This window comes from Nostoc sp. PA-18-2419 (genome assembly GCF_005869855.1).
Classification (GTDB): Bacteria; Cyanobacteriota; Cyanobacteriia; order Cyanobacteriales; family Nostocaceae; genus Nostoc.
In genome coordinates, this window is record NZ_SZNH01000029.1 from 18,967 (window position 1) to 41,211 (window position 22,245).

Below are 22,245 nucleotides of genomic sequence, written 5' to 3' on the forward strand. Positions count from 1 at the left end.
CATTGGTCATTAGTAATTAGTGAGTAACAAAGGACAACTGACAAATGACAAAAGATAACGGACAAATGACAAATGACAAAAGACAAATGACATAGAGGAGGAATCTTGCAATGGTAGTCCGCAGCACGGCGGCACCCCCAACCCCGTGGTCAAAGAATTTAGCTGAACCCCAAATCCATAAAACTGCTTTTGTACATACATATTCCAATTTAATTGGAGATGTACGCTTAGGTGCAAATGTAATCGTTGCTCCGGGGACTACGATTAGAGCGGATGAAGGTACACCCTTTTATCTTGGTGAAAACACTAATATCCAAGATGGTGTTGTAATTCATGGGTTGGAGCAAGGCCGAGTACTTGGCGACGACGAAAATAAATACTCGGTGTGGATAGGCAAAAATGCTTGCATTACTCACATGGCTCTAATTCACGGACCAGCTTATGTAGGAGATAATTCCTTCATCGGCTTTCGCTCTACAGTGTTTAATGCCAGGGTAGGTGCAGGTTGCATCGTGATGATGCACGCTTTAATTCAAGATGTAGAAATTCCTCCAGGAAAGTATGTACCTTCAGGAGCAATAATTACTAGCCAGCAGCAAGCTGACCGCTTGCCAGATGTGCAAGATCAAGATAAAGAATTCGCTCATCATGTGGTTGGGATTAATCAGGCACTACGAGCTGGTTATCTCTGTGCTGAGGATAGCAAATGTATAACGCCCATTCGGGATGAAATTGCTAAATCTTATACAGGTAATGGTATTACTGTTTTAGAGTTGGAAAGGAGTAGTAACGTGTCGAGTAATAACTTGAATACAGAAACAATAGAGCAGTTGCGCTATTTATTACAGCAAGGGTATAAAATTGGCACGGAGCATGTAGACCAAAGACGGTTCCGGACGGGTTCTTGGACTAGTTGCCAGCCAATCGAACCGAGATCTTTAAATGAAGCGATCGGCGCTTTGGAAACTTGTGTCAGAAACCACAGTGGTGAATATGTCCGGCTGTTTGGCATTGATAAAGGTAGACGAAGGGTGTTAGAGACAATCATCCAACGTCCCGATGGTGAAGTGAAACCAGCTACTAGCTTTAGAGCTCCTGCTAGTTCTAGCAATGGCAATTATAGCAGCAATAATGGCTATGGTAACAGCTATAGTGACAGCTATAGTAACAGCTATAGTAACGGCTCTAGCAGCGGCAAAATTAATAACGAAACCGTAGAACAAATTCGCCAACTTTTGGCTAGTGGTTATAAAGTTGGCACCGAACACGTAGATGAGCGCCGCTTCCGAACTGGTTCTTGGATTAGTTGTAAGTCAATTGAAGCAACTTCGACAAATGCAGTGATTTCAGCTGTGGAAGAGTGTATAAACAACCATCAAGGCGAGTATGTACGTTTAATTGGCATTGATACCAAAGCCAAGCGGCGGGTGCTAGAAACTATTATCCAACGTCCTAATGGTCAAGTAGCTTCCTCTAGCAGTGGTAGTCAAAAATCATATAGCAGTGGTAGTCAAAAATCATATAGCAGTGAGTCTTCTTATTCAGGGAAGGCAACAGCTACCAGTACTCGTTTAGATTCTGAAGTAGTAGACCAGCTAAGACAATTATTGGCTGGAGGATATAAAATCAGCATTGAACATGTAGATCAGCGACGCTTCCGTACAGGTTCGTGGACTAGTACCGGGCCAATTAAAGGCTCTTCAGAAAGAGAAGCCATAGCAGCTGTAGAAGCGCACCTTGCCGAATACCAAGGAGAATATGTACGCTTGATTGGTATTGACCCCAAAGCCAAGCGTCGGGTATTAGAAACTATTATTCAACGTCCTTGAGAGTTAGGAGTTAGGAGCCTTGCCAAAGACGTTTGGGGTGCTTTGGTTACAAGTTAGGAGTTGAAAAAATTTTGAATTCATAACTCTAAACTAAAAATTTATAACTCCTCACTTTGAACTAATTTCTCACTCTTGACTTCTAACTCCTAATTCTCTAATTTCTTGTGCCTTTCGAGGTTAAAATTTCCATGTCTGTGCCGCCACTGCGCCTCAGCAATAACTTTGATTCTTACATTAGTGGTGAGGTGAGTGTTGATCCAAGCGCGGTACTCGCACCTGGGGTAATACTCCAAGCAGCTGCAAACAGCAGGATCGTCATTGGCCCAGGGGTCTGTATTGGTATGGGGTCAATTCTCCAAGTCCATGAAGGAACCCTAGAGGTAGAAGCAGGCGCAAACCTGGGAGCCGGTTTTTTGATGGTTGGCAAGGGCAAAATTGGAGCAAATGCTTGCATTGGTTCAGCAACAACGATTTTCAATTGTTCGGTTGAACCTGGACAAGTAATTCCACCCGGTTCGATTTTGGGAGATACCAGTCGCCAAATTAATCAAACACAACAACTCAATCCATCGCCAAACAACCCAGCTTCTACAACTGCCCAAAGTAATCATGGCTTAGGGGAAGGCGAAGAAAAGATAATTTCCTCAACTAACTTATCAGCTTCAGGTTTTTTAGAGTTGAAAGGGCGGTCAATTTCCTTCTTTAAATCTCCCGCGACTTCACAAACCCAGTCTCCTCCACCAGAGAAGCCTGTGAATGATGCTGACTCTAGTTTGCAACCACCCCCCCAAGAAAACCCAACTGTGCCAACCACAGAATCCCCTAACAATTTCGGGACTCAAATTTATGGGCAAGGCAGTATACAAAGACTTTTGACCACATTGTTTCCCCATAGACAATCCTTGAGTGACCAAAACTCTGACGATTAGTCTGAGTAAGTGTTAATTGTAAGTTGTCGGCCTTTTCCGTATCTTGGAAAATTCACATGGAAACATTTAATCAAAGGTCTATGAGTACTATGCATTCATCGGGTCAATTCGACGACCTTAAGGATACTGCTTTGGGCTTAGTTTCTACCCTCAGCTTCCCAGCAATCGTTGGGACAGCAGATATGATGCTCAAATCTGCTGGAGTTCACCTAGTTGGCTATGAAAAAATTGGTAGCGGTCATTGTACCGCGATCGTCCGGGGTGGAATTGCGGATGTACGTCTTGCGGTAGAATCAGGTGTCCAAACTGCTGAACAGTTTGGTCAGTTGGTTTCTAGCTTGGTGATTCCCCGACCTTATCCCAACTTAGATATAGTACTTCCGATCACAGCCCGTTTTACTAAATTGATGGAGGAAGGCAATTCCAGTCGTCTGAGTAATCAGGCAATTGGTTTGGTAGAAACGCGAGGATTTCCAGCGATGGTGGGCGCGTGTGATGCCATGCTCAAAGCTGCTGATGTTCATTTGGCAGCTTATGAGAAAATTGGTGCGGGTTTGTGTACAGCGATTATTCGTGGTTCTGTAGCCAATGTTGCCGTAGCAGTGGAAGCTGGGATGTTTGAGGCAGAACGCATTGGGGAGTTAAATGCAGTGATGGTGATTCCTCGACCCCTAGACGAAATGGAACAAACCTTGCCATTAGCAAGTTGCTGGATAGAAGAAAATCAACCGTTAAACTTGCCAGTGAATATTAAAGAGCAAGTTGCCGAAATTGAAATGTTAAGATTACCAGATTTAACTAAACTACCGACAAAAGTTGCAGAAGAATTATGGAATGATGAATGAAGAACAAAGAATTGTGAGTCCACATTCAGCATTCAACATTCACCGTTAACTAGAAGGCATCTTACGCTTTTCTTATTGTTTTGATAATAACTTCTTCAATTGCAAAATAAAATATTTTTCTTTAAATAGCGATAATAGAGTTTTATCTATAATAAATAAAACTCCTGACTTTCTATAAGTATCGCTATATAAATTGCAACTGTTTCAGTAATACTAGATATATATCTATGAATTGCTATTTACAGGAGAATCTACCTTGAATCAAGCGACGCTGCACCAGTTAAAAGTGTTCGAGGCAGCGGCACGGCACAGTAGCTTTACTCGTGCTGCTGAGGAATTATTTCTCACTCAACCTACTGTTTCTATGCAGATTAAGCAACTGACAAAATCCGTAGGATTGCCATTATTTGAGCAGGTGGGGAAGCGGTTGTATTTGACAGAGGCAGGAAGAGAATTATTTGCTACTTGTCGGCAGATTTTTGATAATATAGCCCAGTTTGAAATGAAAGTAGCAGATTTAAAAGGGTTAAAACAAGGACAACTACGATTGGCAGTGATTACAACAGCCAAATATTTTATCCCTCGTTTGTTAGGGCGGTTTTGCGAACTTTATCCCGGAATAGATATCTCGCTACAAGTCACAAATCACGAACAAATTTTGGAACGGATGACTCAAAATTTGGATGACTTGTATATTATGAGCCAAATTCCAGAGAATATGGATATAACTTGCCAACCATTTTTAGAAAACCCCTTAATAGTCTTTGCACCGATTAATCATCCTTTATCGAGAGAAAAAAATATTCCCATACAACGTCTGGCTGAAGAACCTTTTATTATGAGGGAACCAGGTTCGGGAACCCGTCGTGCTGTCCAAAGCTTATTTGATGAACAAGAGGTGAAGGTAAAAGTCAAGCTGGAATTAGGAAGTAATGAAGCAATTAAACAAGCGATTGTAGGTGGTTTAGGAATTTCTGTTTTATCTCGCCATACCTTACTATTAGACGCAGCAGAGTTCAGCATTTTAGATGTTCAATATTTCCCTATTAAGCGAGATTGGTACATGGTTTACCCATCTGGAAAACAGCTATCTATCGTTGCTCGTGCCTATTATGATTATCTGCTAGCTGCGGCGAAAACTATTGTAGAGCAAAACGCTACTTATAAATATAGTACGGTTGAAGCAATTCCTGGATAAACTTAGCTGATTTGGGATTGAGTACTCTTGGGAAAATGTTTGAATTTTAGTTATTTAATTTTGAATTCTTTAAAGGGGTTGACGGTTACAGCCAGAAACATTAACAATTAACCAGCAGAACCATTAAAAATGGGAGAAAACTGGCAGTGGTTAACCCGGAAATTCACTCTTGGCGCAAAATAGTAGAAAGCGAGATTGTAGCTGTTATCGTCTACGCGGATAGAGCATTGGTGACACGACGGGGTGTAGTTTATTTAACAGGAGTTGAACGGGAATTAATAATTACTCCAGTGCCAATAACTCTAGAAACTGAGTCTGTCAGGGCTGGTGGTACGGGTACAGTAGGGGTACGGTTGCAGGGAGTGAGTAGCGATCGCATTTACACTACTGAGCCTATGGCAGAAAGAGTAGCACATTTGACAAGGCAAATTCAGCAATTAGAGGCAGAAAAACGCCATTTGCAAGCCCAAGTGGATGCTTTAGCTTTGCAGTCCAGTTTTATAGAAGGTTTACGCGAAAAAACAGAGGAACCTTTTGCACAGAGTTTGTCGCGAAAAAATCTTAGTCTGAGCGAAACTTTGGATTTTCTCAACTTTCTCGGAAGCCAGTATGGTGAATATGCGATCGCATCTGGAGAATGCAAAGCGCAATATCAGGAATTAGACAAACAACTGCAAGCACTCCACAACTCACTGCAAAAAATCCAAACACCGCATCCCAAAGAAAGTTTGAGCTTAGTTGTAGCAGTTGAAGTTACGGGTGAAGGCGAGTTTGAACTAGAGGTCTCATACTTGGTGAATCGTGCCAGTTGGACTCCGCTATATGACTTGCGTTTTAGCACTACGAGCAATATCGTACATTTGAGTTACCTTGCAGAAATTACTCAAAGCAGTGGCGAAGATTGGATTGGTGCAAATCTCACCCTTTCTACAGCAAAACCCGGTTTAGGTACACTTCCACCCAAACTTGAACCTTGGTATATTGATAGCCCACGTCTACAAATAGCGCGACAACGACGAGCAAGATTTGCTGCACAGTCACCAATGCTGCCTAGCATACCAGCTCCAGCTAGTGAAGAAAATTGGCAAGAACAAGACGAAGTTACAGAGGATAATCCAATCGCTGCGGAAATTGTTGCAGCAGAAGTATCCAAAGAAGGGAGTGTAGTTACCTTTAAATTAAATGGTGGTGGTAACATTCCTAGCGATGGCGCACCCCATAAAACGACTATTTTTAATGATGATTATCCTTGTAACTTTGATTATGTGGCAATGCCGCGCTTGGTAAGTTTTGCTTATCTGCAAGCAAATGTGAAAAATAGTCCCAACGGTGCAACTTTGTTACCAGGTAAAGCGAATATTTTCCGCAACAATGTTTTTATTGGTAGCACTGGGTTAGAAAATATTGCACCAGGGCAAGAATTTAAACTGAATTTGGGAATTGATGAAGGTTTAAAAATTGAGCGTGACTTAGTTGAACGTCTAGTAGACAAAAGATTAATTAGCAACCTGCGCCGGATTACTTATAGTTACCGATTAGTAATTACTAACTTACTCGATAAAGAAGCAAATCTTAAAGTAACTGAACAATTACCTGTAAGCCGCAACGAGCAAATTAAAGTGCGTTTGATTCGTACTAACCCACAAATTCAACTTGGTGAAATGGGTATTTTAGAATGGCAGTTAAGTCTTGCATTACAGGAGCGGCGAGAGATTCATTACCAATTCACTGTTGAACATCCGCCAGAATTAGCGGTGTTTGGACTAGATATTTAGAGCTATTCTATTATTTTAAATTAATTTGGCAAATATTAATTATTTTGAGCCAAAAAATCTATTTATTCCTAATAATAAACTTTTTCTTCTTTGTAAGACTTACATACTCGCATACAACAATTATTTCCCCAATTAACATTTTAACAGGTAATGTCTATCTGCTCTTATTACTTTATTTTAGATACTCTTTTCTATGCAGCTAGATACTAAATTAGTATTACAAGTGGAATTATTTATAGGAGAGACAGATGATGAACGAAAAACAGCGTGTGGAAGCACAAAACCAAAATCAAACCTCCCTTGAAACATCCTCCAATGCTGATTCTACTGATTTGGAAGGCCAAAACCAAAGCCAAACCTTCTCTGATTCTAATGCTCATGTGATTGCAACGGGATTAGGAGGAGCAGGAGGTGGGATTGCAGGAGCGGCATTGGGTCGCTCAATCGCTGGTAAGGTAGGTGCTGCGATTGGTGGGGTTGCAGGAGCAATTACTGGTGGAGTTGCAGCCAACAAGCTAGTAGAGTATGCAGAGGAATTTATTGAAGAACTCCAGCCGACAGTGGGATTGAGATTAGGAGCTAATCATAAACCAATTGAATTAGCTCGTCATTACACTTGGGAAGAATTAAAAGCACTATCAAAACCCCAAGGTGGAGAAATGCAAGCCCAGTGATATCATATCCGGTTAATACTTATGACTTATGATATCTGTGAGGGTCGGTAATGCTTCGGCTTTGCTTAGTATAAATGAGTAATAGGTAATGGGTAATGGCTAATCGTCAGTTACCTATTCCCAATTACCAATTAGACAAGCGATCGCCCAGATACAATAATGAAACCGACAGAATCAAGTTTTACTTGCGGTTGGCGAATTCCTTCTAAAATAGCTGCACTTAAAGCTGTTTCTATCTTGAGTTCTTCAGCTAGTGTTTGATCCCAACTTTGTTGATTTAGCAGTAAGCGTAATTGTTCGACTCTATTGCCTAATTTCTTTTCGGCAACTTTTGCACATTTTTCGCACAATTCTATCAAATCGGGACGATTGGTAAGTAATGCTAAAGAAGCGTTACGCACTTGATAGCAAAAGTTTTGCCATTTATTAGGGTCAACAAAATTGTCAATAATTTCTAAGCGCTCTTTTGCTAAATTGTAATCTCGTTGTTGATAATTGTTTTTGTCTTTATATGGACGTTGCAAGATATTCAACAGGATTTTATCTTCTACAGCAGATATTGACTCGTTGCGACCATCAATATAGATAGTTTCGATAATTGGCGGAAATAGAGCATCTACACGTCGCTGCAAAATTTTGAATTGAGAATTATCGAGTTTGTAATCGATAAAAACTTGTTTGGCAATTTTCAAATTTGTTTCAACTATATAATTGTATTGGAAACCAAACCATTCCTTGCCTTCTTTAGCATCCCAAGATGTATCAGTGCGCCACATGGCAAAGGCTTGACCCCGGTCATCCCAATCTATATAGTTCGACAATGCTTCTACAAATCCTTCCCCAATTCGCAAAAGTTTAATCCCAGAATTTTGATTTGCTATCCTGCGGTTATAAGTACCAAATTGGTCTAAATAACTGTCAGCAAAACGGGTTTTTAACTCATTTATCGGCACCAAAGTCCGAGTTATCGGTTGATAACGTTTGATTTCTGATGAATCTGGGTTAGTAATTGCTTTGAAATTAAGTGCGTCACAAATCCAACCTTCAATTGCTCGCTTCATTTCCAAATGGCGAGCATCATAATTATCTAAATCTTGAAAATATTCGGTTGCAATTTCATCAGTAGCATCAATTTCATCTAAAGCATTCTGTTCGCTAATCTTGACAATTTCGGCTTGGATTTGTGCTTTAATTGGCTCAATCATATGCAGCAGTCCAACAGCACTTGATTCAAATAAAGCTGCTTCTAATTCTGGCAATTTGTCATCTACATAAAACTGGAAACTGGCAATTGATTGTTGAAAAATCCCAAATCCATCTTTCAATACTTGATACCAAGCATTGTGGGGACTATCTTCTAAATAAGGACCAATCAATACACAAGATTGGACTCCAATTTTGCTACCAATTCGGTCAAGCCTGCCAATTCTTTGCTCTAATTGATTAGGTGACCAAGGAAGGTCAAAATGAATTAACCAGTCAGCAAACTGGAGATTACGTCCTTCTTCTCCAGAACGATCACATACTAAAATAAAACAGTTGGGATTGTTTTTAAATCTATTTAAGCCTTCTTCAACTTTGTCTGGTGATTCTCCAAATTGATGGCTGACTACTGTCTCTGTACCAAAGGTATCAGATAAATAGCGCACAATCTCTGCACAACTTTGGACAAAACTGGTAAATATAATAAATTTAGGGAAAATCTCGCCTGCTATTGGTCTACGAATTCTCTGCTGTATCCTGGTCAGAAATTCTTTTTGATTTCTACGAACATTTGGCGGAATTTTGAAGTATGTACCTAGTTGATTCAGCAGTACTGTTCTGAGATTTTCTTTACGTTCTCCATCTTCTACAGGTTGACGAATAATCTTCAGTAAAGATTGCAAAATCTCTTCTTCACCTGCGAATTTGGGAGTTGTAGTTAGTAAGCGAATATCATCTTCTTTAAATTCCCCAATCAGTTTAGCATGAGGTTTCCCGGTTAAACGAGTTGTAATTACTTGTTCTAAAATACCTAACCAAGTACCAGAAGCAAGGAATAACAACAGAAAAATTCGTTGATATTGCTTTTGATTGGAAGCAACAGTACGCCATTGATTAATGAGTTCGTGAATCTCCAGCGATCGCTCATCTAAATCGTATTCTTCTTTTGGTGTAAAATTGCGGTCAAATATCACATCTTCCACCGCAGCGCGACGGTTGCGAAGCATTCGCCGATGTAATCGATAGGTATCACTGATGTGGGTGCGAATTGCTTGGATGATTTGATTTTGCTCAGCCGAATTGACTGATAAACATTTTTCTAAATCATCCGCTAACTTTAGTAAATATTTATCTTCAGTAAATAGGTTACGTAATTCTTGTAAGTTGTTTTTCAATACAAGAGGCTTTGCATCTTCTTGCAAAGCAAGCAAAACTTTCCCAATTTGCTGGCGGCTGGCAACTTTAGCACGAAAACCTGCGATATCGTCTAGTTTATAGGTTGTAGGGTCGAGCAAGTGCAACATTGCTAGAAAATCTTGCTCGTGATTTACAACAGGAGTAGCGGATAATAAAAGCAAGCGATCGCTTTTATGAGCCAGTTGTTTGCAAGTCTCAAAACGCTGGCGTACTGCTGCATCTTTAGAGGTCGCCATCGCTGCGATATGATGCGCTTCATCTAATATGAAACAGCCTATTTTAGCTCTGAGATTAATTTTGTGAATATCTTCAACCGCTACTACCGCCACGCGTTTGGGAAAATGAGAAATATAAAACTTGTTTTCTAACTCAGTCCGCCATTGTTGCAGCAAATATTGAGGAACTATTACCACTGCACCTTTTTTTGGTTCATCTAACAGAAATTGACGAAGAATTGCACCCGCTTCAATAGTTTTTCCGAGTCCCACCTCGTCTGCTAAAATATAGCGTTGAATTGGGTCTTCTAGTACCCGCCTGACAACTTCCACCTGATGGGGATAAAGATTAATATTTGCCGAAATCAGTCCCGTCATTCCGCGACTGATAGCACGTTGCTGAATCAAAGATTTGACAAAAGCTAATCTTTTGTCGTGGAAGTAGGGCGTTTCATGACCCTTCATTGCTAAAGTTTCAATTGGGTCTGTGTTGGGTAAATTACAACGGACGTAAATTTCTTCTTCCGTTACAATTGCAGTTTTCTTGTCTGGCAAATCAACTTGATATAGTTCTGTCTCTTCATCCCAAGCGAAAATTCTGCCAACGAGCCATTTATCTTGAGTTTGGGACTTGATATAACATCGCGCTTGGGGTTCAAGCCTAACTTGAGAGAGCGAATTTAAAGGTAACGTTTTTTTCAGACGTTGCCCCATAGAGCAGAAATACTCAACGATCGCATTACTCTCAGATATTTCGATAACTTTTCCTATACCCAAATTATTATTCTGGGACTGTACTAATAAACCAAGCTCAATCATAGATCCAGTCCCCTAAACAAACTAAAAGTACCTTCCAGACTAGTTTACTAACCTATATCTGGTAGTATTGCAGATCAACATTATAGTTGATGAACGCAGAAGGCTGAAGGCACTTCGGCAAAGTGTTGCCCCAGGCTAGCCAGAAGACTTCTCACCGAATGCTGGGTAAAAATACTAGTTCTCAGTCTTTAGTCCTTACGATTGCCTCTTACTTATTGCTGAAAAAAACTAATTTTTATACTAGTAAAATATAATTTTTTTAGATGTTATAGTTAATTTAATTAATAAGAATCTAAATTATATCGATGTGTATTTATAAGATTTTTCAGTAAAAATAATGCTTGGATTATAATTAGATTAACTTGATAATTTAATTCGATAACTGCCTGCGATCACTATTTATAGAAACTAAAAAAATACCTATAAATCTAATGGTATTACGTACTTTTGAAATATTAGAAAAAATAGTAAAGCTCTCATGACAGCTGATTTAATATCTACAAGTGAGTTTATAACTGTACTATCCCAGGCTGTGGCTGCGTATCGAGGACAGATAGGCACACCCCCTAGTACTGAAACATTAGTAAATGCCTTGTTACAAGCAGAAAAAGCTGCTAAGCAACAACGGCTAAACTATCCATTTGAATCTCTTTTAGGAAAATGGCGGCTTTGCTTTGCTACTGGTACGAAGAAAGTTAGACAACGAGGAGGAATTGTATTAGGCAAGGGTTTGTATGTGCCCAAATTTGTTACAATTAATATTTCTTTTAATGCAAATTTAGAACCAGATTTAGATAAAGGCGAAATTGATAATCAGGTTGAATTACTCCCTATATTGTTAAAGCTTACTGGCCCAGTGCAATACATGGGGAAGAAAAATTTATTGGCATTTGACTTTAATCGTATACTCATCAGTTTGTTCGGTCGTGTTGTCTACAACAGACACATTCGCTCTGGTAGAGTCCAGTCTGAGGATTTTTATAGCCAGCCCATAGCTAAACTGTCATTTTTTGCCTTCTTTTTAGTAACAGAAGATTTCATTGCAGCTCGGGGGCGTGGCGGAGGACTAGCACTTTGGATTCGAGAAAGTTAAGAAAACACAAATCAGAATTCTGAAAACTTTGAGACACAATGCTAAAGAATCTGTGAATGGGACTTAGTTAAGATTTCTAAAAGCGATCGCTCTATAACTTCACTGACAAATTGATTGCCTTGTAAGTTCAGGTGAATGTGGTCGTGAAACAAACCTTTGGGGTCGGGATTTGAATTAAATATTGGTAAAAAGTCGATATAGTTAATTTGCTGCACTTTAGCAAAATCGCTCAAGCGCTGGCGTGCTTTGATTTCATAATCGCGGGAACCTGGTTCGCCAATTTCTCGCAACAAGGGAGTCATGACTAGCAAAAATTCACTGTTAGTTTGACGAGTTAGCTGTTGAATTTTACCGATCGCCTCCAAATTAATCCCTACGCGATCGCCTGCTTCGTTATGTACTGCTTTCATTTCTGGAATTGGCTTTTGCTTAAAAAGATAACGCTGCCAAACTTCCACCAATGCCAAAGGTGGTTTACTATCTGGATAATTGCGATCGCGTCCCACTGGTAAGGAAGTCGGAGCAGTTGCAAACAAATCATCGGTATTAATTAGTAATACTATTACTTGGGCGTTAAAATTGCTAAACTTCTGTAAATAAGCTAATTCATTTCTTGGCCCCCAAGAGTTAGCTGAAGCATTTAACACTTCTACTTCCCGATAATTACTGTTAGTTGATGATGAAAAAGAACGCATCATCAAACTGGATATTGTATTATCTCCATCTGTCCACCAACCACCATTAGCAATAGAATCACCTAATAGTAAAACTCGCAGCACAGAAGGTGCAGGCGTCTTGGCAATTGGGCTACCTCGCATCGAATACTGATTAATTTCAATGCGATTACCAAAACGACGGGTACGCTGGTTAGGAGCCAATAAATAACCGATTTGCTCATCACTAACATAAATCAAGGGATTCCCAAAGCCAAAGAGCGATCGCAGTCCTATTTCTAACAGAACCAACAATCCCACAACCACCGCCAAAATTGCAAATAGCATTACTTTTATCATTTGTTCATTGGTCATTAGTCATTAGGCACTAGTTATAGCAGTTATCGCTTCGTGGCAATACAGTCGTCACCCCAAAGAGCATTTACTCTGAGCAAACGCTCTCCTCCGTCCGTGTGGGGAGGTGTGGGAGGTGTGGGAGGTATGGGAGGTATGGGAGGTGTGGGGGAAAGATTTCTTCCCCATCCTCCTTTTCTTCCCCATCTTCCTTTTCCTCCCACACTGCTTGAATTTCTTTCCATCTCCTCTGTGCCCCTGATTCCCCCCACTCATCACTTTGTATCAATAAAACCAATTCCCCTAGAGAAGTAAGTAATTGTGGTGATGGAAAAGTTGCAAAGCTTAAACAAAATAGTATTAGGAATTTAACGTCATTCCCAAAAAGAAAGACTACAATCAAGACGGACAAATATTTGATGCCCTAACACAACAGGAGGATTACAAAGCTGTGTCCGACTTAAATCGAGGAATTATGAAATTTGAGGGTGCAGATTCTCCAAAAGTAGTCACTATCTCTACCGTGTTGCTTCTGGGGTCGATCGCTGCTCTGATTATCTGGGCGCTGCAAGCCGCCTATGCACTAAACTAAAACCATTATTAGCTGACAATGACACTGGCAAAGACGGAAACCGTTTTTGCCAAGTGTCCTCAAAGAATAATACAAAATCCAGAATTATATTTACTCAAAGCCGCCTAATAATCATCAAAAATTTCATAAAAATTTTAGAGTTGAGATTTGAGATTTTAGATGGCAAATTTAAATCTAAAATCTAAAATCTAATAATGTTTGAACTTTGGGGTATCTTAGTTATTTTAATTGTCTGCCCCCTCTTGGGCGGATTACCCCTGATTGCATGGATTACTTACGCCCTGAAGCGTAAGCAATTATCAGAAGTTGGTACAGGAAACATCAGTGTATCAGCGGCTTTCTATCACGGGGGTACGTTTGTTGGAATTCTGGCAGTTTTGTCAGAAGCTTTTAAAGGGATTGCGGCAGTTTTTCTCAGCCGTGCTTTCTTTCCAGAAGGCTCATTTTGGGAATTAATTGCCCTGATCGCTTTGGTAATCGGTAGATACTGGATAGGCAGAGGGGCAGGTACGACAAATGTCGTCTGGGGATTTGTAGTACACGACCCACTGGTAGCAATATTTGTATTTTTCTTTGCCGGAATGAGCTTTTCAATTCTGCACTCCAGACAGGTAGTTAAATTTGGGGTATTGTTACTATTTCCTTTGTTTGTCATCCTTCTGCATCTGAGTGATATCCCTAGAATGCTTGCTGTTATTGCTTTAGCTGGTTTGATGGCCTGGATTTACACAAAAATTCCTGATGATATGAATCTGCCAGCCCAAGAAGCACAAACAGAATCGCAAGCGATGTTGGAATTTTTACGCGGCGATCGAGCAATGGTTTCTTTAGATGAAGAGTTGGATGCTGCCATTGTCGGCGAAAAGGCGGCTACATTATCTCAAATTAAGCGCTGGGGTTACTCAGTGCCCAAGGGGTGGGTACTTGCCCCGATTGACGATCCTGAGTTGTTAACGGAATTTCTCCAGCCATCAGAATTATCTCCTTTAGTGGTGCGTTCTTCTGCCATTGGCGAAGACTCAGAACACGCTTCTGCGGCTGGACAGTATCAAACAGTTTTAAATGTTACCAGTCCCCAAGCATTACAGTCAGCGATCGCTCAAGTGCAAGCTTCCTACAATCATCCGTCTGCCGTGCAATATCGGCGCGATCGCGGTTTAAATGAAACAGCAATGGCAGTGCTGATTCAACAACAAGTCCAGAGTGTATTTTCTGGTGTCGCTTTCAGCCGCGATCCTATTACCCAGCAAGGTGATGCAATTATCATTGAAGCCCTCCCAGGCAGCCCGACACAAGTCGTTTCCGGAAAAGTCACACCAGAACAATATCGCGCTTTTGTTTTTGAAACAGAAAATTCTTCTTCTGTGCAATTGGAAGGTGAAGGACGAGTCCCACAAGCAATAATCAAGCAAGTTGCATATTTGGCTTTCCGACTGGAAAAGCGTTACAATGGCACTCCTCAAGATATTGAGTGGAGTTACGACGGTCAAACGCTTTGGGTGTTGCAATCTCGACCAATCACCACTTTGCTACCCATCTGGACACGAAAAATCGCCGCAGAAGTGATTCCGGGAGTAATTCACCCCTTAACATGGTCAATAAATCGTCCTTTAACTTGTGGAGTTTGGGGAGAAATTTTTACTTTAGTTTTGAGTGATGCCTCTGGCAACGGTAAAGCCGAACGCGCCTTAGGGTTAGATTTCACCCAAACAGCAACTCTGCATTATTCCAGAGCCTACTTTAACGCATCCCTCTTAGGAGAAATTTTTATCCGCATGGGACTGCCACCGGAAAGCCTGGAGTTTTTAACCAGAGGAACGAAACTCAGTAAGCCGTCTTGGAAGACAACCTGGGAGAATTTTCCCGGACTAGGGAGGTTACTCAAGCGGGAGTTAAATTTAGAAAAGGACTTTAAACGCGATTATCACAAACGTTTCATTCCTGGGTTGTCGCAGTTGGCGCAGGAAGAGACGAATAACTTGGAACCGCCCAAGCTGCTGGCAAGAATTGACTCAATCTTGGAATTAGTGCATCGAGCGACGTATTACAGTATTTTGGCTCCTTTGAGTGCTGCCCTAAGGCAGGCGATCTTCCGGGTAAAAGATGGGCAAATCGATCGCAGCGTCACCCCAGAGATAGCAGCATTGCGAGCGTTAGCTGCAATAGCCGCAGATGCCAAGGAGATATTATCTAAGTTTGAGCCACAGCAGGTGTTTGAGCAATTAAACCAAACCCCTCAAGGAAAGAAGATTCTGAATGAATTTGACGAATTGCTTCAAGATTATGGCTATTTAAGTGAAGTGGGAACAGATATTTCCGTTCCCACTTGGCGAGAGAATCCCCAACTCATTAAGCAGATGTTCGTCCAGTTAATCCAAGGAAACGAATTAAAAGCAGGCATTAAAGACGCGAACAATAGCATCTTTTTTCGTACCCGCAAACGTGGGTTTGTCCAGCGACGTGTAGATATCAAAGGACGAGTCACCGAAGTATATTCACGGCTTTTAGCTGAATTGCGTTGGAGTTTTCTGGCTTTAGAGAAGATTTGGATCGAGTCTGGTTTGCTAAAGAAAACAGATGATATCTTTTTTCTAGACTTTGATGAAGTGCGGCGTTTAGTTGCAGCTGGAGATTCCAGCTTAATTGAGCAGTTGGCTGAGTTAGTAGAATTTAGGCGATCGCAATTCCTCCAAGATAGCGAGATTACTCAAGTACCTTTTGTAGTCTACGGCAATACACCCCCTCACCCCTTAGCGCCCTCTGCCCTCTACTCTGACCAAATTTTACAAGGTATTGGAGCTAGTCACGGGCAAATCGAAGGCAGAGTTAAGGTGTTGCGAAATTTACAAGAAATACCAGAAATAGACCGGGATACAATTTTAGTAGTACCTTACACAGATTCCGGCTGGGCACCTTTGTTATTAAGGGCTGGAGGCTTGATTGCCGAAGCTGGGGGACGGCTTTCTCACGGTGCGATCGTTGCGCGTGAATACGGAATCCCCGCAATCATGGACGTTCGTGGTGCTACATGGCTTTTGCAAGATGGTCAACGAGTCCGGATTGATGGATCTAGGGGTATTGTGGAATTATCCAACGATTTGCGACCCGAATGATTACCACTTCCTTGAATAACCTGCCAGAAGAGGCTGTTTCTCACAATCCCGAAATCAAGAAAAAGGTGATGCTACGCTACGGCGATTTGCCTCACCTAACTAACTTTTCCCAAGCACGTTTTGCTCCCGGACAAACTGCACCGCCACACGCCCATCAGGATATGTGTGAAGTCTTCTTTGTGGAAGCTGGTTCGGGAGTAATTCGTATTGATGGTAAAGAATATCCCCTGCTTCGAGGAAACTGTATAGCAATAGAACTAGGAGAAATACACGAAATTGTTAACACTGGCTCAACTGAACTTGTTTTGACGTACTTTGGCTTACGAGTAGATAAACTAGACTAATTCTTAGTTATCATTCATTTGAAATAATACAACCCATCCGAATTTGGGATGAATTCTGCTTAAATAAATTATCGAATATCAAATATTTGGACATAATTATTATAGTTATGTTTTTTATTTATAGTTTTAGAGCTTTTGAGGTTAAGGACTGACAAATAAAAAAAATCATCCTGTTCATAGTACAGGCGAGACGCCCATACTACAATAAATATTGGGATATTTTATTACTTGGAAGTCTCTCAGTGAAAAGACTAAGTTCTACGAGACATAATTGCTAATTTGTTTGTTTATAAAAGTACAACGAATATAAATTTTCAAAAGAGTGAATCACGAGAAAATCTCACAATCAAGCATGAAAAAAGAATATGCTTCAGTTCTAACTTCTTTTTTCATGCTAAATAACACCTAGTATTGCTGTGCAGAAGTCAAAAATAAAAATTTTAGACTTCGACTTTGCTCAGTGGCAAAACAATTATATTTTCCGCTTTTGCACTATTTTGTAGACACGAAGTGGCTGACCGCAGGGTATCGTCTGTTTATTTCAGCCATGCTGTACTAGTAAGAAAAGTTGATATATTTTGAGTAAGTCCTAAATAAATTAATCTCAGTTTCTTAATCTGTAATTAGTTATAAATATAAAAAAGCCCGCTTTCGCGGACTTTTGTAAGGGCTTCTGTCACTTTTTTCGGCTACAATCATGTATTAATCATGATGTTTTTATTGTTAATTATTAGTTAGAAAAAAGCAAGCATGATTCATGAAAATAATAGACTTAAATACTGGAATTATATCTTGTAGCTGAAGTAGATTTATAATTTTGATTTGAAGTAAGCTCCTAATGCTCATTTAGTTAATGAAGATAACAGATGCTAACAAATAACACATTTTTTTTAATTTAATACAATTTTTTTAGACAAAACACAGCTATTTATGTCTTTTCAAACTTCAGTCTATACAAGATTTTTACATTAAAAAGGTAAAGGTGGTCAGGTATAACAGCCCCAGGAATGAATTCCCAGTCCTGGGGTTTTATTATCTATAAACAAAAATATGAGAGTTTGATCGCCAGACTTATTTTTAACTTGATAGCCTCCTAGAAAAATGGCATTGAAGTCTCAAATTGCGACTGTTATCGACTTTAAATCTCTATTAACTTCGAGAAAGCAAGGTACTAATACCGTCTCTACTTTAAAATTGATGCAAATAGGCAGCAGGGGAGCAGGGAGCAGGGGTAGGGGGAAAGAATTAAAGACCAATCATTTGTATCAAATATTTTGTGAAATGGTATAAACAATAGTGAAATTAGCAGAATATTAAAATACATGTATAATCTCAAACTCAAAAACCTAAAATATCTGTCTTTAAATAGATAATATAGAAAACGCTCTCCTAATACGTATTGATAAAAATGTAAGTAAGTAAATTGTGATAGTGAAGCAAAACATCTATTTTGGCTTAAATGTTTAAAGTTTAGTTTTTAGCGATGTCTACAACAGGCTATACCTACGCCTTTAGACTCCAGCCTAATTGCTTAGACTTTATTGAATAGCTACAAAAAAAATGAGACGGGCAAGATACCCATCCCACAATGAAAAAGAGAATTTTTCTACTCAAAAGCCTCGGCTATATTCAAGCTAAGGCAATTTTATTAAGTCAAACTTCTTACTATCTAATAATGAGTGCCGGTTTTACGATGGTTGATGGCAGTAATAGCATCAGGCTTGAGTAATTTACCTTCATCCACAGTTGCATACACAACCCAGTGGTCACCGCATTCCAGACGTTGGTTGACTGAGCATTCCAGATATGCCAAGGCGTCGGTAAGAACAGTACAGCCATTATCTGCAACTGCTGTACTAAAGTTGGCAAATCGGTCTTCTCCAGGTGCAAAAGATTTACGGAAATGCTTCATGTAATCTTGATGATTGCCTTCAGATAAGATATTTAAGGCAAATTTACCGCCGGGATACATTAAAGATTCGATCGCTCGGTCTTTGGCAATCGCAACCGTAAGTCCAGGTGGATTAAAGGTAGCTTGAGAAACCCAAGCGCCTAGCATCCCAGTAGATACTTCTCCTTGTTTAGCTGTGAGTACGCAAACGGAACCAACAATTCGACCCACAGCTTGTTCCATTGGAGTCGCAGCTTGTTGGGGTACGCGCACCTTTTTAGCTTTTTTCAAAGCTTGGGCAAAGTCTGTACCTACTTCTTCACAGAATTTGAGAGTGACATCATCAGGTTTAAACTTCACCTTCAGGGTGTCAAAACCTAAACGATATCCAGCATCCCGGAGTTTACCTTCAATCAAGTCAAATGCTTCACCACTCCAGCCATAGGAACCAAACACCCCAGCCAATTTGCTGTTGTCACCGCTCGATAAGACAATACCTAAAGCAGTATGAATGGGAGTCGGCGCGTGACCGCCGATGGTAGGAGAACCGATGATAAAACCATCTGACTGTTGTAGGTTGATGCGAATTTCATCGGGAGTGGCAAATTCGCAGTTGATCGATTTGACTGCGACTCCACCTTTAGTTAGTCCCAGAGCGATCGCTTGTGCTAGAGTTGCGGTATTTCCGTAAGCTGAAGCATAAAGTAAAGCAACAGAAATCTCGCGATCGTTGTGAGCACGGCTCCATTCTGCGTAAGCTTTGGTCAGTTCAATTAAGCCAGTGCGTACCAAAGGGCCATTACCTACAGCATACATTCTTACCTGTAAATCTGATATTTTCTCCAAAGCTGCTTGCACGTGAGCAGCTTGGGGAGCCATCAGGCAGTTAAAGTAATAACGCTGGTCTTCTTTGAGTGCCTCTGGATTATCATCAAAGACTTCATCGCCACAGATATGAGTTGCAAATAACTTATCTGTATAGAGAATTTGGGTCTGTTGGTCGTAGGTACAAAGTCCTTCTGGCCAACGCGGACTGGGAATGGGCAGGAATTTCAAAACATGACCTTTACCCAAATCCAGAGTTTCTTTCCCCCGCATCACTAAGACTTGCAAATCGCGGTCTAGGAAAGCAGCACGCAAATTGTTAGCGCCAGGAAGAGAACAAACAAAGGTTACCTGTGGTGCCAGTTCTAAAATTGCTTTGAGGGTTGCGACTCGGTTAGGATTGAAATGACCTAAGATTACATAATCCAAACGTTTCAAATCTAAAGTCTGCTGTAGCGCCTCTAAATAAATTTCGGTAAAGCTTTCTGGCGGTGGATCGATGAGTGCAGTTTTATCAGCTTCAATTAAATAGCAATTAGAGGTAGTACCCCTTTCAAGTGCGTATTCAATTTCAAACCGCAGACGTGACCAACTACGTGCCCGGAGAGCCTTAGTATTTGTAGCAATTGGTAAAACTTGTACGTCGCGTGGCTTGGAATTGATCATAGGTGTTGAGTGAGGTAGGGGAATGGCAATCGGGCATTAGGTATTGAGAGTATGGGGTGGTGGGGTGGTAAGGAGATGGGGTGAAATTCCCTCCTCATCTCCTCATCTCCTCATCTCCCCATGCCCAATCCCTAGTAGTAATTTCCAACTTTGCGATGGCGAATGGCAGTCAGTCCATCGACTTTGGAGACACGACCTTCTTGGACGGTGCTGTATAAAATCCAGTGGTCGCTACACTCGATGCTGCTTTGTACTTCACATTCCATGTATGCTAGGGCATCAGTTAGAATCGGGGAGCCGTTTTTGGCAGTTTGAGTTTTCACTCCTGCAAATCGGTCAGCACCGGGAAGTAAGCGCTTGAGAAAGTGCTTTTTGAGTTCTTGATAATTGCCTTCTTCGAGTACATTGAGGACGAAGCGATCGCCTACTTGCATTAAGGAATCAATGGCGCGGTCTTTGGCAATGGCGATTGTGAATCCTAATGGTTGCAAACTCGCTTGTGACACCCAAGAGGCTAGCATGGCACTGCTGACATCACCTTTTTTGGTGGTAATGATGTAAAGTCCGCTGCTAATCCGACCCAGCGCCTTTTCCATGTTGACATCAAGGGATTTGATTTGCTTGATGTTGCGATCGCGCACCAGCAATTGTCCTAAGTCTGTACCTGCTTCTTGACACAATTGGAATGTAGATGCTGTGGGAGCTTCTTTAATCCGAATCGCAGGGAACGCTTCTTTCACACCCAGGTCAATAAATTTTCTCCGGAGTGTATCAACGGGTTCATCATCTCCCCCATAGCATTCAAACAGCCCAACTACTTGCTTGTTCTTGGCTACAGCTAGCAGGGAACTGATACTCGCTTGAGCGGCAGCGGCGGTGCTGGGTGGCATACCAATAATGATGCCAGATGCTCTACCAGCTAATTCTTGGATTTCTTGGCTTTGGGCAGTATTTAGATCCAGGACTTCCACCCCAACGCCTGTTTTCTGGATTCCTTCGGCAATTGCGTGACCAAGCCGATCGCCATATCCATAACCTGAGACAAAGAACAAACCAACTGTTGTTTCTGCTTTGGTTTGTCTGTGGCTCCAAGTTTCGTAGCATCCAGTTAGAACATCTAAATGGTGGTGTAATAAAGGCCCGTGACCGTTGGCGATAATATTAATTTTCCCTAATTCACCCATTCTCTTCATGGCATTCAGCAGAGAACGAGCGTTAGGGCCCATTAAGCAGTCGTAGTAAAATCTAAAGTCAGCTTCGATCGCTTCTAAATCTTCGTCGAAGGTGCGATCGTCACAAAAGTGCATCCCAAATGCATCACAGGTATAGAGGGTTTGGGTTTTGCGGTCAAAACTAAAGATTGTGTCCGGCCAGTGTAGGTTAGGCGCACTCACGAATTCGATTTCGTGTCCTTTACCGATATCTATGCGATCGCCTGTTTTCACAACCCGCTTAGAAAACGGATCGTGTACTAAGCCTTCCAAAAATTGCAACGCAACTTTGGAAGCTAAAACTGTGGCTCTGGGTGCTAACTGAAGCACATCTTCTACTAAGCCGCTATGGTCTGGCTCTGTGTGACTAACAATTATGTAATCAATTGTTTTGGGGTTAACAAGACCTTTTAAAGTATCTAAATACAGCTGACGAAACTTCTGGTGAGAAGTATCAATCAAAACTGTTTGTTCGCCCCTAATTAGATATGAATTGTAGGTTGTACCATTTTGCAATCCGAATTCGATATCGAAGCGATCGCGGTCCCAATCAAGAGAGCGAATCGCCGTTGTATTCGGGGCAATTTCTACAGTTTGTATAGTTAGCCGATGTTGAACGTTCTCTGCGATCGCTACCATTATCTGTCTCCGAGCGCAAATTATCAGATTTTTTCTATCCTCATTATCTCTATAAAAATTTTTGAAAGTTGTAATGAATATTAGTTTTTGATTTTTTTAAAATGTATTAATTATTGCTATTTATCTGCTTAAATTTTAACTCCCAAAATATACTAAATACTAATTTATCTCTAATTACTT

General features: G+C 40.8%; 15 protein-coding genes. 10 read left to right on the plus strand and 5 right to left on the minus strand.

Annotated features, from left to right (window positions below; translation table 11 throughout):
• Window positions 1-110: 110 nt before the first annotated feature.
• The 6 genes from FCR06_RS23935 to FCR06_RS23960 all read left to right on the plus strand — a co-directional run bounded on the left by FCR06_RS23935 (window position 111) and on the right by FCR06_RS23960 (window position 7,250).
• Window positions 111-1,829 (plus strand): ribulose bisphosphate carboxylase small subunit, encoded by a 1,719-nt coding sequence (locus tag FCR06_RS23935; protein ID WP_138504193.1) that lies wholly within the window; start codon window positions 111-113, stop codon window positions 1,827-1,829.
• 188 nt (window positions 1,830-2,017) lie between these two features.
• Window positions 2,018-2,758 carry a transferase gene (locus FCR06_RS23940; protein ID WP_138504195.1) on the plus strand — a complete coding sequence of 247 codons (741 nt, stop codon included), beginning with the start codon at window positions 2,018-2,020 and terminating at the stop codon, window positions 2,756-2,758.
• A gap of 56 nt (window positions 2,759-2,814) precedes the next feature.
• Entirely contained in the window at window positions 2,815-3,603 is a 789-nt protein-coding gene (locus FCR06_RS23945; protein WP_138504197.1) for a BMC domain-containing protein, read from the plus strand.
• Window positions 3,604-3,859: 256 nt separating this feature from the next.
• Window positions 3,860-4,801, plus strand: a complete 942-nt coding sequence (locus tag FCR06_RS23950; protein WP_138504199.1) for a LysR family transcriptional regulator — start codon at window positions 3,860-3,862, stop codon at window positions 4,799-4,801.
• A gap of 146 nt (window positions 4,802-4,947) precedes the next feature.
• A complete protein-coding gene (locus FCR06_RS23955) occupies window positions 4,948-6,576 on the plus strand; it encodes a mucoidy inhibitor MuiA family protein (protein WP_138504201.1) in 1,629 nt (542 codons plus the stop codon).
• Window positions 6,577-6,824: 248 nt separating this feature from the next.
• A complete protein-coding gene (locus FCR06_RS23960; protein WP_223280261.1) occupies window positions 6,825-7,250 on the plus strand; it encodes a hypothetical protein in 426 nt (141 codons plus the stop codon).
• Window positions 7,251-7,381: 131 nt separating this feature from the next.
• On the opposite strand, the gene dpdE is transcribed toward FCR06_RS23960, so the two are convergent.
• Window positions 7,382-10,684: a protein DpdE gene (dpdE, locus tag FCR06_RS23965; RefSeq protein WP_138504203.1), complete on the minus strand. Its 3,303-nt coding sequence runs from the start codon at window positions 10,682-10,684 to the stop codon at window positions 7,382-7,384.
• A 478-nt stretch (window positions 10,685-11,162) separates the two neighbouring features.
• Between dpdE and FCR06_RS23970 the strand changes: the two genes are divergently transcribed.
• Window positions 11,163-11,777, plus strand: a complete 615-nt coding sequence (locus tag FCR06_RS23970) for a hypothetical protein (protein ID WP_138504205.1) — start codon at window positions 11,163-11,165, stop codon at window positions 11,775-11,777.
• A gap of 41 nt (window positions 11,778-11,818) precedes the next feature.
• Here the strand turns inward: FCR06_RS23970 and FCR06_RS23975 are convergent, their stop codons facing one another.
• Window positions 11,819-12,805: an SGNH/GDSL hydrolase family protein gene (locus FCR06_RS23975; protein ID WP_411268018.1), complete on the minus strand. Its 987-nt coding sequence runs from the start codon at window positions 12,803-12,805 to the stop codon at window positions 11,819-11,821.
• Between the two features lie 26 nt (window positions 12,806-12,831).
• Window positions 12,832-13,029, minus strand: coding sequence for a hypothetical protein (locus FCR06_RS32945; protein WP_189523551.1), 198 nt, complete (start codon window positions 13,027-13,029; stop codon window positions 12,832-12,834).
• Window positions 13,030-13,235: 206 nt separating this feature from the next.
• Between FCR06_RS32945 and FCR06_RS32950 the strand changes: the two genes are divergently transcribed.
• From FCR06_RS32950 to FCR06_RS23985, 3 genes are all read left to right on the plus strand, one after another.
• On the plus strand, window positions 13,236-13,376 hold the full coding sequence (locus FCR06_RS32950; RefSeq protein ID WP_041565237.1) for a hypothetical protein: 141 nt from the start codon (window positions 13,236-13,238) through the stop codon (window positions 13,374-13,376).
• A 194-nt stretch (window positions 13,377-13,570) separates the two neighbouring features.
• On the plus strand, window positions 13,571-16,489 hold the full coding sequence (locus tag FCR06_RS23980) for a glycerol-3-phosphate acyltransferase (RefSeq protein WP_138504207.1): 2,919 nt from the start codon (window positions 13,571-13,573) through the stop codon (window positions 16,487-16,489).
• On the plus strand, window positions 16,486-16,833 hold the full coding sequence (locus tag FCR06_RS23985; RefSeq protein WP_138504209.1) for a cupin domain-containing protein: 348 nt from the start codon (window positions 16,486-16,488) through the stop codon (window positions 16,831-16,833). The genes FCR06_RS23980 and FCR06_RS23985 overlap by 4 nt, the downstream gene beginning before the upstream one ends.
• Window positions 16,834-18,502: 1,669 nt before the next feature.
• On the opposite strand, the gene FCR06_RS23990 is transcribed toward FCR06_RS23985, so the two are convergent.
• Both FCR06_RS23990 and FCR06_RS23995 read right to left on the minus strand, forming a co-directional pair.
• A complete protein-coding gene (locus FCR06_RS23990) occupies window positions 18,503-20,215 on the minus strand; it encodes a diflavin flavoprotein (RefSeq protein ID WP_138504211.1) in 1,713 nt (570 codons plus the stop codon).
• A 131-nt stretch (window positions 20,216-20,346) separates the two neighbouring features.
• Window positions 20,347-22,065 (minus strand): diflavin flavoprotein, encoded by a 1,719-nt coding sequence (locus FCR06_RS23995; protein ID WP_138504213.1) that lies wholly within the window; start codon window positions 22,063-22,065, stop codon window positions 20,347-20,349.
• Between the last annotated feature and the right edge of the window lie 180 nt (window positions 22,066-22,245).

Excerpts from the sequence above, each read along its gene's own strand:
- dpdE (WP_138504203.1), bottom strand. The coding sequence starts at position 10,684 with ATGATTGAGCTTGGTTTATTAGTACAGTCCCAGAATAATAATTTGGGT.
- FCR06_RS23990 (WP_138504211.1), bottom strand. The coding sequence starts at position 20,215 with ATGATCAATTCCAAGCCACGCGACGTACAAGTTTTACCAATTGCTACA.
- FCR06_RS23985 (WP_138504209.1), top strand. The coding sequence starts at position 16,486 with ATGATTACCACTTCCTTGAATAACCTGCCAGAAGAGGCTGTTTCTCAC.
- FCR06_RS23975 (WP_411268018.1), bottom strand. The coding sequence starts at position 12,805 with ATGACCAATGAACAAATGATAAAAGTAATGCTATTTGCAATTTTGGCG.
- FCR06_RS23995 (WP_138504213.1), bottom strand. The coding sequence starts at position 22,065 with ATGGTAGCGATCGCAGAGAACGTTCAACATCGGCTAACTATACAAACT.
- FCR06_RS23945 (WP_138504197.1), top strand. The coding sequence starts at position 2,815 with ATGGAAACATTTAATCAAAGGTCTATGAGTACTATGCATTCATCGGGT.
- FCR06_RS23960 (WP_223280261.1), top strand. The coding sequence starts at position 6,825 with ATGATGAACGAAAAACAGCGTGTGGAAGCACAAAACCAAAATCAAACC.
- FCR06_RS23935 (WP_138504193.1), top strand. The coding sequence starts at position 111 with ATGGTAGTCCGCAGCACGGCGGCACCCCCAACCCCGTGGTCAAAGAAT.
- FCR06_RS23940 (WP_138504195.1), top strand. The coding sequence starts at position 2,018 with ATGTCTGTGCCGCCACTGCGCCTCAGCAATAACTTTGATTCTTACATT.
- FCR06_RS32945 (WP_189523551.1), bottom strand. The coding sequence starts at position 13,029 with ATGGAAAGAAATTCAAGCAGTGTGGGAGGAAAAGGAAGATGGGGAAGA.
- FCR06_RS23970 (WP_138504205.1), top strand. The coding sequence starts at position 11,163 with ATGACAGCTGATTTAATATCTACAAGTGAGTTTATAACTGTACTATCC.
- FCR06_RS23980 (WP_138504207.1), top strand. The coding sequence starts at position 13,571 with ATGTTTGAACTTTGGGGTATCTTAGTTATTTTAATTGTCTGCCCCCTC.